A 12,948-nucleotide genomic window follows, 5' to 3' on the forward strand; every position below is an offset into this window, starting at 1 on the left:
CGCGCGATGAGCGATGCGGTGCTCGAAGTCGAGGCGCTGAACACCTGGTTCTACACCCGCAAGGGCGTGTTGAAGGCCGTGCGCGACGTGTCGTTCTCGCTCGGCCGGGGGGAGGTCCTCGGCATCGTCGGCGAGTCCGGCTCGGGCAAGTCCGTCACCGGCATGTCGGTGATGGGGCTGGTCGATCCGCCGGGCCGCATCGTGTCCGGCCACATCCGCCTCGACGGCGAACCGCTCGAGGGGCTCGACTTCGAGCGGATGCGAGAGATACGCGGCAGACGCATCGCGATGGTGTTCCAGAACCCGCTGATGACGCTGAACCCGGTGCTGCGCATCCGCGAGCAGATGTTCGAGGCGATCGCCGCGCACGAGAGGGTGCCGGTCGCCGAGATGCGCCGCCGCTCGGTCGAGGCCCTGCAGGCGGTCGGCATTCCCGCGCCGGAGGCCCGGCTCGACGCCTATCCGCACGAGCTCTCGGGAGGGATGCGGCAGCGGGTCGTCGTCGCCATCGCGATCATGCTCGAGCCGGACGTCATCATCGCGGACGAGCCGACCACGGCGCTCGACGTCACCATCCAGGCGCAGATCATCCACGAGATGCGCGGCATGATCGACCGGCGCGGCATGGCGATGATCTGGATCTCGCACGATCTCGCGACCCTCTCCGAGCTCGCCGACCGCATCCTCGTGATGTACGCCGGCGCGATGATGGAGACGGGGTCGACGGCCGACATCATCGCCGGCCCGCGCCACCCCTACACGAAGCGCCTGCTGGCCTCGGCGCCGTCGCGCAACAGGCCCGGCGAGAAGCTCGCCCAGATCCCCGGCACCATGGTCTCGCTCATGGACGTCGGCCCCGGCTGTCCCTTCGCCAACCGCTGCGAGCGCGTCGTGGCCGCCTGCGCCACGCCGGTTCCCGAAACCAGGCTGTCGCCGGGCCGCAGCGTCTGGTGCCACAATCCGGAGGTGGAAGCGTGAGCGTCCAGCCGGTGTTCGAGGCGCGGCATCTCTCGCGCAGCTTCGCGGTGGGGGGCGGCCCGGCGGAGCGGCTGACCGCGAAGCTGAGGCGGCGCGAGCTGCCGGAGGTCCGCGCCGTCTCGGACGTGTCGCTGACGGTGGCGCCGGGCGAGACGCTCGGCATCGTGGGCGAATCGGGCTGCGGCAAATCAACCCTCGCGCGCATGATCGCGGGCATCCTGCCGGCCAGCGCCGGGAGCTGCGCCTTCCACGGGCAGGATTATGAGGCCTTTCTCGCCGACCGCCGGCAGGCGCTGAAGGTGCAGATGGTGTTCCAGGACCCGCTGTCCTCGCTGAACCCCCGTATGCGGGTCGCCGAGATCGTCGGCGAGGCTGCCGTGGTGCACGGCCTCGTGCCCCGCGCCGAACGGGACACTTACGTCGCCGGGATCCTCGGTCAGGTCGGCCTCGGCCCCGAAGCGCTCGGCCGCTACCCGCACCAGTTCTCCGGTGGCCAGCGCCAGCGGATCGGCATCGCCCGCGCCCTCGCGGTCAATCCGGAGCTCCTCATCTGCGACGAGGCCGTCGCCGCGCTGGACGTCTCGGTGCAGGCGCAGATCGTGAACCTCCTGATGGACATCCGGGCGGCGAGCAGGCTGTCGATGATCTTCATCAGTCACGATCTCGGCGTGATCCGTCACCTGTGCGACCGGGTGGCGGTCATGTATCTCGGCCGGGTCGTGGAGCTCGCCGACACCGCCCGGCTGTTCGCGGAGCCGGCCCACCCCTACACGCGCATGCTGCTCGAGGGGATGCCACGGATCTCGCTCACCCGGCGTGGCTTCCAGCCGATCCGCGGAGAGATCCCCTCACCACTTGCCCCACCCCCAGGGTGTCATTTCCACCCGCGCTGCCCGATGGCGACTGATCGCTGCAAGACGGAACGGCCGGAGTTGCGTGCCGTGGCAGGACGGCTCGCGAGCTGTCACCACATCTGACCGGTCAGAGGATCCGATCCCTGTCGTGGGCGAGGGTAAGGTCGAGACCGCGCAGCTCCGCGGTCTCTCTCGGCGTCCTTAAGGCCTCAGCGGCGAACGTAAGCCGGTCGCGGCCAACGCTGCAGCCCGCCTGGGCCAGCTACTTGGCGATGGTGCGGCACCCTGGTTGCGGATGCAGGCCGCCTACGACGCCTGGCATGGGACGCGCGAGGCGGACACCTCGCAGAATCCGACCCCGACGGTGAAATCGACCGCGGATTGCTTTCGGGGCGGCCCGTCGCACACCGACCTTTAGTGCAGGCACTACCAACGCCTTACCCCGTGTCGTGGGGCGGCTGGGGTCAGCGCACCGGTCGACTGTGCCGTGAGTGCGAGGCACCCCGAGGCCGGTCGCCCCTCGTGCGGCAACTCAGGCGCTGATGCCGCCGTCGACGAGAATGCCCGAACCCGTAACGTAGGCGGCGCCAGGTCCGGCGAGGAAGGCGACCGCCTCGGCGACCTCCCGGGTCTTGCCGTAGCGGGCAATCGAGAGGCTCGGGAGGATGGAAGGCGCGAGAGGGCCGTCGGCGGGGTTCATGTCGGTGTCGATTGGACCGGGACGGACCAGGTTGACTGTAATGTCGCGAGGGCCGAGTTCACGGGCGAGACCACGGGTGAAGCTCTCCATCGCGGATTTGGTGGCCGAATAGACTGCGATACCCGCGAACGGGACGGACAGACCCGCATTGCTGCCGATCGTAATGACGCGGCCACCGTTCGGGATGTGTTCGAGCGCAACCTGGGTGGTCACGAAAACGCCGCGCACATTGACGTTCAGCTGCAGGTCCATCTCCTCCAGCGACTGCGCGGAGAATGCCCCCGCGATGAGGACGCCCGCGTTGTTGACCAGGATGTCGAGGCCGCCGAGGGCGGCGACGGTCTGTTCGACCGCCGCCTTCGCGGCTTCAGGACTGGCGGCGTCGGCTTGGATGGCGATGGCCCTGCGGCCCAGGGCGCGAATCTCGGCGGCGAGAGCCTCGGCCTTTTCGGCTGATCTCGCGTAGGTGATGGCGACGTCGGCGCCGTCTTCGGCCAACTTCAGCGCGATGGCCGCGCCGATGCCGCGCGCTGCACCGGTAACGAGCGCTCGCTTGCCGGCGAGACCGAGAGCGGAAGTGTTCATGGCACTGTTCCCAGGTTAGCGTCCGCGCCGTTCAGCGCAGGAATTCTTGTCGATGCCTCCGCGCGGGAGGCTCACCGCCGCGCCTCGGACTCCGGTTCCTCGGAGCGAGGTGTGACAGTCGTACGAGAACCGAGCAGTCTTTCGAGGGCGCTCGCTGCCGTTCTGGCGATCAGGACGAGACGAACGGCGTCCATGCCCTCACGCGCACTGGCGGAAAGCCCCGACATGATGCTGGTCACATAGTCCGTTACGGCGTCCGCCTCGTCCGGATGCGTCGCCGCCACGAACTGGCGGATATTCGCCCGGGCCTGTTGCGCTACCGACCGTGCGACCCGCACGTTTTCGGCAGTCTCGCTACCGCGCGCGCCCTCGAGGACGAGGCACCCTCTTGCCTTCGGATCCGCGGCGTAGGTCTGCGCCGCGGTCTCGAGCAGCTCCGACAGCGCCTCGACGGGGGGCCGGTCCGGCGACAGGATCCGGTCGACCGGCAGCGCGGTCGCCACATATCGCGCGAGCACCTTCTCGAAGAAGGCGAGCTTGCTGCCGAACGCACCATAGAAGCTGGGCGGATTGATCCCCAGCTGCTCGGTCAGCGTTGCCAGCCCGACCGCTTCGAAACCACGTGCATGGAACAGCCGCTGCCCCACCGCCAGGGCGTCCTCCGGATCGAACGCGCGTGGCCGACCGGGAGGCCGCTTTTTCTTGGTGTTCATAGAAAGCCCCGTGCGCCGTCGCTCGGGCATAATATGTAGTGATCACTAAGAAACACAAGGGGGCGGTTGAGGCGTTGCGAGGCCGCGCATCATGCGGTCGCGTTCACGAGATAGTTGGATGCCGTGGAGATGAAGGCACGCAGGCGCTGAAGACGCCGCAGGTCCCGGTGATATCCCATCCAGATGTCTCGCGCCGGCGGCGGCGTCGGCAGGTCCAGGCTACGGATCCCCGGGATCTGGTTGCCGACCACGCGGGGCAGGACAGCGATTCCCACGCCTTCTCTGCACATGCGCCCCTGGACGTTGCGGTTGTTCGATCGCAGGACCGGTCGCGCGTTCGGGAAGCTCTCGATGAGCCACGCGATGTCAGGAAAATGGCCCGTGGAAGTGTCGTGGGTGATCAGCCGAAAGCCGGTTCCGTCGCCATATACCGGCTCCGGCGCTTCTTCCGCGATGTAAACGCCATACTCAAGGCGGAAGAGCCGTCGCTGAACCACGTCGGCAGCGTCAAAAGGAACGATGCGAAATGCCACGTCAGCCTCACGATGGGCGAGGTTGAAGAGGCGTGTGCCGGTCAGGATCTCGACATCGACATTCGGGTAGGCTTGCGAGAAATCAGCCAGGATCGGCGGCAGGACGTACGCCCCGAACCAGTCCGCGGATGAAATGCGCAGATTGCCCTTGAGATTCTGCTCCTGACCGGCAAGGCGGCGCTCCATCGCAACGGCGCCTTCCTCCATCTGTTCCGCCAGCGCGACGATGCCGTTGCCCTCCTCTGTCAGTACGAGCCCGTCCGCCGTCCTTTGGAACAGCGAGTGGCCGACCGCTTGCTCGAGGGCACGAATCCGTCGCCCGACCGTCGGATGGCTGATCCGAAGGGCGCGCGCCGCGCCGCCGAGCGTCCCGGCACGCGCTACCGCGAGAAAGATTCGGACGTCGCTCCATTCCATCTCACACCCTCACAAAAATGAACGGCGGGAATACATCGCTGTCACTCACAGAACAAATATAAGTACCCAGATTGCAGCAACGGCCGAGACCAGTTGCCTGCGACCGGTGCGGCAGCAGGCTCCGCCGGGCCCCGGTTTGGAGAAAGGGATTGGTCGACCGCGGCCAATCCCGCGACCCTGGAAATCTCACGTCCCTGGTACGGACGGCCGAGCGCCGTCTGAAGCAATTCGGAAAAGAACCAATGAAGACTTGGCTCATCACTGGCTGCTCGAGCGGCTTCGGCCGGCGCCTCGCCCTGGCCGCGGCACTGCGCGGCGATCAGGTCATCGCGACCGCTCGCAATGCCAAATCACTCGAAGAGATGGCGGCACCCTTCGCCGGCCGAATGATCACGTTGCCGCTCGACGTGACGGATGCGGCCTCCGCCAAGGCAGCGGTCGCCCGGGCGGACGAGGCTTTCGGCGGGTTTGACGTGCTCGTGAACAACGCCGGTTACGGGTTGTTCGGCGCGATCGAGGAAGGCACGCCCGAGGAGTATCGGACGATGTTCGAGGTGAACGTCTTCGGCCTGATCGAGACCACGCGAGCCGCTCTGCCTGTCCTGCGCCGCAAGAGCGGAACGATCGTCAACATGTCCTCCGGCGCCGGCATCGCGGGCAGCGGTGGAGCAGGTTACTACAATGCCGCCAAGTTTGCCGTGGAAGGCCTTTCGGAGGCGCTCGCAGGCGAGCTGAAACCGTTCGGCATCAAGGTGATGATTGTCGAACCTGGCCCGTTTCGCACTGATTTTCTGGGCCGCTCGATTGCGATGGCGGCCAACGAGATGCCGGAATATGCGGCGAGCTCGCGCAGGCACTATCGCGAAACCAACAACGGCAATCAGGCGGGCGATCCCGACAAGGCGATTGCGGTGATCCTGCAGGCGGTCGACGCCGAGGCGCCCCCGCTTCATCTGCCACTCGGCCCGGCCGCGCACGCGATCGCCGAGCGGAAGCTGGCCGCGTTCCGCAGCGATATTGACGCCTGGCGCGACATCTCGATCGCCACGGATTTCGACCAGCCCTGAGACCTGGCCTCGCCGTAGTTTCAGCGTCAACATCGGAGTTGAGCGCGATCATGATTGCAGCGCTGGAGGGGTTTGCCCAGCAGCTCGTGCCTGGGGCACGACGATAGAGCTCATAACCACACCCGAGCGCACAGCCTATCATGACCGGACCGATCTGCGCAGGTGGCAGGACGAGGGCTGAGCAGGGCGCGGAAACGGGACCCGCCTCGGTTTGGTCGGTCCAATACCAGCGTTGTGGGAGAGTTCGGATAAACCTCAGTCGCGACCGCTGTCGGATCGGATCGACTGGGCCGGTCGCCAGCCCTTCCGGCCAGGTTTGATCAGTGTCTGCCCTGGCCTCATGCCGCAAGACGTCGCGCGCGACCGATCTCGTACGACTTCAGGTGCGCTTGGACCACCGAGAGTATCGGGGTGGGCAGCGAGAACGATGCCGCCCGCCGCACCATGTCGCCAATGATCTGATCCGCTTCTATCGGTGCACCATTCTCGATATCGCGCAACATCGACGTCTTGATGGTCGATCCTGCCTTGGTGACGAAGGACCGAACGTTCGCGACCTCAGCGTCATCAAGCGAATGGCCCGCAGCAGTCGCGACCGAAACACATTCGTCGACAAGCTGACTCGCCAGCGACGTGGCACCCGCCGAAACATAGTCGCCTATCGACGACCGCATGAGGCAGGTCATCCCGGCACTCGATGCGATAAAGACCCACTTGTCCCACATGTTCTGGACGATCCTGTCGCTGAGCACCGCGTCGAAGCCGGCTCCGGACAGCTGGCGGTGGATCGCCTCCACCCGCGAGGAGGTTACGCCAGTGCGGTCGCCCAGCGTCAGGCGGTGCATGTCGTTCATATGAACGATCGTGCCGTCGGGTTGGGCGGTGGTCGAAATATAGCAGGTCCCGCCGAGGACGGCGGAAGCGCCGAATTGCTGCTCGAGCAGTTCGATATGCGCGACCCCGTTCAGAAGCGGGAGGATCGCAGTCTCGCTTCCGACCGAGGGCGCAAGGGAGCGCATGGCGTCTTCCAGATCGTAGGCCTTGCAGCTCAGGATCACGAGATCGTAGGGCTGTGCCAATTGATCGGCCGTGACCAGGCTCGGCATCGCCAGATGGACGTCCCCCAAAGGACTGCTGATCGACAATCCTCGCTCGCGAAGCATTTCGGCACGGCGAGGGCGAACGAGAAACGTCACGTCTCTGCCAGCGGCGGCGAGGCGCCCGCCGAAATATCCTCCGATGCCGCCGGCACCGAGTACCAAAATCCGCATACGTGAATCCGCTCTCCAGCACGAGACGTGAGTCCCCTCAGATGTAGGAGGTCGCCTCGAGGAAATCACTGACAGAACTGCACACTTGCCGTTCAATTCTGTCGCGGCAACCCGACGGCTGAGAGACGTCACCGTGCTCTGGATCTGCTTGGGCGCCACCCGATCCTGATGCTCACTTCGGTTTCCGCTTAATCGCGCCTTCGGGACGCTCGCCCGGTACCGGTCTCCCGGCTCCTTCGAGAGGAGCTTCGATACGATCTCGGAGACCTGCAGGGGCAGGAGTGGGACCTTCCCGCTCGGCGACAGGGGCGTGCGCGCGCCGTGGCAGTGGACACGCGCTTCGGGCTCGGCTTCTGCGCCGAGTTAGAGGAGGCGCCGCTCGACGCCTGTTATCCCGAAGGGTCCGCCTTCCTGGACGGAGGCGATCCCGCCCTCGAGCGCGGCATCGCCTTGCTCGGCCAGCCGCTCATCCATCAGGAGCAGACGATCGGCATCCTCTATCTCGAATCGGCTCCCGGGCGGACGGTTTTCACGCGCCAGTGCGTGTCGCTGATGTCCATGCCGGCCTTGCGGGCCACGGTCTCGTTCGAGTGCGCGCTGCTCGTCGAGGCGCTGCGCGAGACCAACAGCTGGATGGTGAGGGGTCAGCGGATCGGGCGCATGGGAAGTCATCGCTGGAACACCCGCACGCTGCTCTCGCGAGGATCGCGCGAGTGCTACCGGATTCTGGATCTCGACCTCAACGTCAACCCGGTCCCTTTCGAGGCATTCAGGGGCCGCATCCATCCGGACGATCTCGCCATGGTCACGCGCGGGATCGAAGGGGCGGTGCGGTCTCGATCACCTTTCAGCCAGCGGAGTACAGGGTCGTCCACAGGGACGGCACCGTCCTCCACGTCCTCGCCGTGGGGGGTCGATATCGGCCCCTCGGGCGACCAACGCGCCGCGACCACGTGCCCCTTCGTTACATCTCTTCCAAACGACCGCCCCCGGGCGGTCGAGGTCCAGTCGGGGTGACTGCTTGGCAAGCCGGTGCCGCTCGTATAAACATCAATCACTTATGGATAAATTAGCGGCAAGTGAGAGACTGTGAACTACTTCGACGATATTGTTAAATATTACACTGATTTCAAAGGATTTGACGTCGAATTCGGCGCGTACCTCCGCATCGGCCGCTCATTATATAGTGAGTATAATTTTGATGCAAAAGACATTGATTGGACGACCATCTCCCGGGCCACGAACCCAGGCCTCGTTCTTTACGAAGGGGACACCGCAGATCTTTACGTTGGCCTTTTCAATCTAACCGACAACACACCTATCGACGATTGGTGGTTCGACTCCTTCGCAGTCAATCGATCGGGCGAACAAACACTGCGTTTGGAGATTGCCGGAATTATTTCGAATTCCGCCACGTTGACGATGGCGTATTCGGCGGTTGGGTCGAGCGTTGATGATAAAGTTGAATCTCAAGTCACGAACGGATATGATCTTCACGTTTTTGACGTCTCGGCTGACGATTCTTATTTCGGATACGGATCTTCCTTCGGCAGAGTGGACATTACAACCTACTACGAAACAGGAATTTCCGGCGAAGATATTGATAACGACAACCCAACCGACAAACTCAATACGGTGAACGTCAAGGCCATCTTCGGAAATCCGAACCATGATGGCTTTGTCGGGCCCGATCCGGTTATCGAAATGACGGTTAAAGGGGCTTTCAACTATCTGGATCTTGCCGACGAAGCCTACCCTATAGGGTTTGAAAACGGCGCGCCGCAGGCGGTCGACGATGAAGTGGTCATCGAGGAGACGTCCCGTTTCGTCACTGTTGATGTGCTGGCAAACGACTCTGACCCGGACGGTGATCCATTGGCCGTCGCCGTTGAAACCACCGGGCTCTATGGCGAGGCTGTGCTACAAGATAACGGGACGATTCGTTACTACCCCGGCGCCGACTTCCCCGGTTATGACGCTTTCATATACGCGATTCGCGACGGCAATCTCGGCTACTCTGGCGCTACTGTAACGATCCTTTCACCTGCGTACGCCTCTGGCGGTGGCGGATCGGACGGTGACGACGTCATCACCCTGAACGACGCCCCGAACTACATCGACGCCGGTGCCGGCAACGACGTGGTGGAGGCCTACGGTGGCAGTGACACGATTGTCGGCGGCGCCGGCAACGATTCAATCTATGGAGGCGCCGATGCGGACGACTTGTACGGTGGCGACGGCAGCGACCTGCTGGCCGGCCGCCGCGGCAACGATGTCCTGACAGGCGGCGCCCACGACGATCGCCTCTATGGGGCGGAGGGCAACGATACCCTGTCCGGCGAAGCGGGCAACGATACAATCGGGGGGCAGCTTGGCGACGACGACCTGTCCGGCGGCGACGGGCGTGACATCCTCTTTGGCGGGGGTGGCCATGACCGGATGGGCGGCGACGCTGGCAACGACCGCCTGACTGGCCGCCGCGGCAACGACGATATGGCGGGAGGTCGCGGCAACGACGGCCTGTTTGGTGGCGGCGGCAACGACACGATGACCGGTGGCGACGGAGCAGACACCCTCGCCGGCCAAGATGGGAACGACGCGATTTTCGGCGGCAACGGGGCCGATATCCTCGCCGGGAACGAGGGCAACGACACCCTCATCGGTGGCGCGGGCGTCGACACTGTCACCGGCAACGAGGGTGCCGACCTCTTCGTCCTCTCCAAGGGCACCGGCTACGACCTGATCGAAGATTTCCTCGTCGGCACCGATCGTTTCGGCCTGCAAGACGGCCTGACCTTCGCAGACCTGAACATCACTGTTGACGGTATCCGCGCCGGCAGCGATGTACTGGCCGTAGTGTCCGATTTCGATACTGCGGATCTTTCCGCCTCAGATTTCGTGGCTTTTGCCTCTTGAATAGCTCAGGAGTGCCAGCGTTCGAGAGCCGGAAGGATATATCGCTGCTAATATAGTCTTCCTCAATCTCATATATCCCGGGAAGGCCTATAGGGTGTGCTTCTGGTCCTGATCGCTAACATAGTGTCCGCGATGACGTGGATGTGCCGTGCTTTTCGCTCGATGGCGTCAGGGCCGGCCGAGCACCCGTAGAGGTATCCACGGGTGGCGGCAGCCGTGTCGTAGACGACGGCGACGTTGCCTGCACCTCCAACTCGTGGAGTTCGAGTACCCTGGCATGGCTTGCGAGAAGCGCGGCGATGTTCCGGCTTCGGAGGGAGTGCGGCGAACGCTTCGAAGAATGCGAAGATCACCGGAACTCCGCGCCGATTCCTCCCGGCGTATCGCATTCGCCATCAACGCGCGTTCTTCGAGGTGTTCACCTCGTTGGTGGAGCGCGTCAGCCGCGTCAAGGCTTTCCGCACGCAGGCGTTGCCCGGGCCCGCCAGCATGCCGACCGGCGCGATCGTTTGCGTGCCGAATACCATCGCCGCAATCACCTGCACGCATCTGTTCCGCTCGGAATGCCTTCTTAGTGGGTCATATCCGTATACTGGTTCCATAATTCTCATTATGCGCCCAGCGCATGTAGGGGGCACGGCATCAATTTCCGTGTGCGGCACGCGAACTATACCATCGAGTTAGCGGGCGGAGGATGCGCGTAGATGCCTCCGGCCGTTGTCACGTGAGGATGACCGCTCGACCGTCGCACCAAACGCCTGGACTGGTCCGCATGACATCTCGGCGACGTACGCCACCCGTTGAAATTGCAGAAAGCAACGCGCCCAAGGGCCCGGACGCAGCCTGGGACGCTCCGCTTGGCGACCCCCGCCGGGATCGTGCCGGAGGGCACTGCCCCCGCGCTGCTGCCTCCAAGGACAGCGGCGGTGGATAGGTCGTAGAGTGAACCCTGCGGGCGGAACCTTTTGCGGCCGTTCGGCGCGACAGAAGTGCCCTTTCGGCGATCGTCGGCACCGACCAAGCCACTGGGTCCAACTTGTTGTGCTTCGCGATCGAAAGCGCTCCTTTGCTGCGCAAATGACTCCGACGGAAAAGACCACATGAAAATCGCCGGCGTCTCGATCGGCCTCCACCTATCCGGAATCATGCTGCCGGTGGTGGTCTAGTCGTCCATTCCGGCGGCCTTTATCCGGATTGTCTGTCGGGGCACGTGTCCGACAGACCGGCCACCAGCCGCGCGCAGCTCAGGCAATCCTCGCAGCCCCAGCGGGCTCGGTATCGCCGACGTCCTCGGCCGAGAGCGACGTCCGCGTCGCCGCCATGGCGTTTGCGACATGCGTCTCGGCCAGCACTCGCGCCCGGACCGGATCGCGCGCCAGAATGGCGTCGGCGATCTCGGCCAGCTCGGCCACCATCAACGCGCTGCGCCCGGGCGTCGACAACGACGTCCCGCGCAGCAGGCGGATGCGTCCGTGCATGTTGGACAGGACCCCCGCCAGAAACGCATTGCCCGAACCGCGCGCCATGATCGAGTAGAATGCGTTCTTGGCATCGATCAGCGGCCGACCTCCGCCGGCGTCGAGCGCCGCGTGCAGGTCGCCGACAATTGTCTTGAGACGGGCGCGCTCGTCCTCGGTGGCATGAAGCGTGAACTCCGCCGCGGCGAGGCCCTCCAGCTCCTTACGCACGGCGTAGATCTCGAGCGCATCGTCCAGGCTAAGCCGCGTGACGCACATGCCGCCAACGGGCAATGAAACAGCCAGCCCATCCGATTCGAGGCGGCGCAGCGCCTCGCGCACCAGCGGGCGACTGACCCCAAACGATTCACAGAGCTCGCGCTCGATCAGTCGGGCGCCGGGCGGCAGATCCCCGGTCTCTATCGCGGCTCGGAGGTGCTGCTCCACCTGCTCGCGAACCGGTGCGGCGATGCGCTGAATCTTGTTCATGCGGCGTTTTCTCCCCTTGCCCGACTCATAGCGCGATTGTCCCCTCGTGTCATGTTGTCAGACAGTATGGTTGACATGCTGTAAGTCGAGGATACGCTAGTGACACGCTCAGAATTTCCGGACGCTCGATGACCGACGTGGCACAGCCCAACCTCACCGAACCGGCCCGCACTGCCCGCAAACGGCCGACCATGGGACGCGACACGCTTGTGCGCATCGGGACCGCCGTCCTCATCCTCGGCCTGTGGGAAATCTTCGGCCGCCAGGCGAACCCGCTCCTCGTCGCGGTGCCGAGCCAGGTCCTCGTCGCGACGTGGGAGCTCGCCGTCACGGGTGAACTCTTCTCGGCGACGGGCGAGAGCATGCTGGCCTTCGCGGTCGGGTTCGCCATCGCCGCCGCCGTGGGCATGCTGATCGGCGTCATCATGGGCGTGAACCGCACGGCCGAGGTCGCGCTCGACCCCTACATCAACGCGCTCTACTCGATGCCGCTGATCGCCCTGGTGCCGATCCTGATGCTCTGGGTCGGCATCGGCTTTACCGCCAAGGTCATCATCATCGCGCTCTTCGCGGTGTTCCCGGTGATCATCAACACGCTGGCCGGCGTGCGGAACGTCGAAAAGAGCTATCTCGACATCGGCAAGGCGTTCGGCGCCGGCCCGTGGATGAGCTTCAGTCGCATCGTCCTGCCGTCGGCGACGCCGTACATCGCGTCCGGCATGCGCCTCGCCGTCTCCCGCGGCATCATCGCGATGATCGTCGCGGAGTTCCTGACGTCCATTGCCGGCCTCGGCGGGCTGATCATCAACTACACCAACCAGTTCGAGACGGCGAAGGCCTTCGTGCCGGTGTTCGTCCTCGCCATCATCGGGAACGTGCTGACCGCCGTCGTGCGGATCGTCGAGGACCGCCTCGGTGCCTGGCGCTGACCCCTGCTCGCCCCTGCTTCGCATCCCATACCGAGGAAG

General features: G+C 64.6%; 12 protein-coding genes and 1 pseudogene. 7 read left to right on the forward strand and 6 right to left on the reverse strand.

What is annotated here, in order from left to right:
- Positions 1 to 6: 6 nt before the first annotated feature.
- The gene (locus DLJ53_RS31115) at positions 7 to 978 is read left to right on the forward strand and encodes an ABC transporter ATP-binding protein (RefSeq protein WP_111352227.1); all 972 of its coding nucleotides are present in this window, start codon (positions 7 to 9) and stop codon (positions 976 to 978) included.
- Entirely contained in the window at positions 975 to 1,955 is a 981-nt protein-coding gene (locus tag DLJ53_RS31120) for an ABC transporter ATP-binding protein (protein ID WP_111352228.1), read from the forward strand. Before DLJ53_RS31115 ends, DLJ53_RS31120 begins: the two co-directional genes overlap by 4 nt.
- Positions 1,956 to 2,364: 409 nt before the next feature.
- Here the strand turns inward: DLJ53_RS31120 and DLJ53_RS31130 are convergent, their stop codons facing one another.
- The 3 genes from DLJ53_RS31130 to DLJ53_RS31140 form a co-directional block, all read right to left on the reverse strand.
- Positions 2,365 to 3,117: an SDR family oxidoreductase gene (locus DLJ53_RS31130; RefSeq protein WP_111352229.1), complete on the reverse strand. Its 753-nt coding sequence runs from the start codon at positions 3,115 to 3,117 to the stop codon at positions 2,365 to 2,367.
- Between the two features lie 71 nt (positions 3,118 to 3,188).
- Positions 3,189 to 3,830, reverse strand: a complete 642-nt coding sequence (locus DLJ53_RS31135) for a TetR/AcrR family transcriptional regulator (RefSeq protein WP_111352230.1) — start codon at positions 3,828 to 3,830, stop codon at positions 3,189 to 3,191.
- 89 nt (positions 3,831 to 3,919) lie between these two features.
- On the reverse strand, positions 3,920 to 4,780 hold the full coding sequence (locus tag DLJ53_RS31140) for a LysR family transcriptional regulator (protein WP_111352231.1): 861 nt from the start codon (positions 4,778 to 4,780) through the stop codon (positions 3,920 to 3,922).
- 242 nt (positions 4,781 to 5,022) lie between these two features.
- Between DLJ53_RS31140 and DLJ53_RS31145 the strand changes: the two genes are divergently transcribed.
- Both DLJ53_RS31145 and DLJ53_RS36215 read left to right on the forward strand, forming a co-directional pair.
- On the forward strand, positions 5,023 to 5,847 hold the full coding sequence (locus DLJ53_RS31145) for an oxidoreductase (RefSeq protein ID WP_111352232.1): 825 nt from the start codon (positions 5,023 to 5,025) through the stop codon (positions 5,845 to 5,847).
- Positions 5,848 to 5,935: 88 nt separating this feature from the next.
- Positions 5,936 to 6,028, forward strand: a pseudogene (locus DLJ53_RS36215) (VOC family protein); the annotation flags it as partial.
- A gap of 157 nt (positions 6,029 to 6,185) precedes the next feature.
- Here the strand turns inward: DLJ53_RS36215 and panE are convergent.
- Entirely contained in the window at positions 6,186 to 7,118 is a 933-nt protein-coding gene (panE, locus tag DLJ53_RS31155) for a 2-dehydropantoate 2-reductase (RefSeq protein WP_111352234.1), read from the reverse strand.
- Between the two features lie 321 nt (positions 7,119 to 7,439).
- Between panE and DLJ53_RS31160 the strand changes: the two genes are divergently transcribed.
- Positions 7,440 to 8,135, forward strand: coding sequence for a GAF domain-containing protein (locus tag DLJ53_RS31160; RefSeq protein WP_146620153.1), 696 nt, complete (start codon positions 7,440 to 7,442; stop codon positions 8,133 to 8,135).
- Between the two features lie 72 nt (positions 8,136 to 8,207).
- The gene (locus tag DLJ53_RS31165) at positions 8,208 to 10,034 is read left to right on the forward strand and encodes a calcium-binding protein (protein ID WP_146620154.1); all 1,827 of its coding nucleotides are present in this window, start codon (positions 8,208 to 8,210) and stop codon (positions 10,032 to 10,034) included.
- Between the two features lie 395 nt (positions 10,035 to 10,429).
- On the opposite strand, the gene DLJ53_RS31170 is transcribed toward DLJ53_RS31165, so the two are convergent.
- Positions 10,430 to 10,579, reverse strand: coding sequence for a histidinol dehydrogenase (locus DLJ53_RS31170; RefSeq protein WP_244935202.1), 150 nt, complete (start codon positions 10,577 to 10,579; stop codon positions 10,430 to 10,432).
- Between the two features lie 699 nt (positions 10,580 to 11,278).
- Positions 11,279 to 11,980 (reverse strand): GntR family transcriptional regulator, encoded by a 702-nt coding sequence (locus DLJ53_RS31175; protein WP_111352238.1) that lies wholly within the window; start codon positions 11,978 to 11,980, stop codon positions 11,279 to 11,281.
- A gap of 128 nt (positions 11,981 to 12,108) precedes the next feature.
- On the opposite strand from DLJ53_RS31175, the gene DLJ53_RS31180 reads away from it, so the two are divergent.
- Positions 12,109 to 12,909 carry an ABC transporter permease gene (locus DLJ53_RS31180; RefSeq protein ID WP_111352239.1) on the forward strand — a complete coding sequence of 267 codons (801 nt, stop codon included), beginning with the start codon at positions 12,109 to 12,111 and terminating at the stop codon, positions 12,907 to 12,909.
- The last annotated feature ends 39 nt before the right edge of the window (positions 12,910 to 12,948 follow it).

Source organism: Acuticoccus sediminis (genome assembly GCF_003258595.1).
Taxonomy (GTDB): domain Bacteria; phylum Pseudomonadota; class Alphaproteobacteria; order Rhizobiales; family Amorphaceae; genus Acuticoccus; species Acuticoccus sediminis.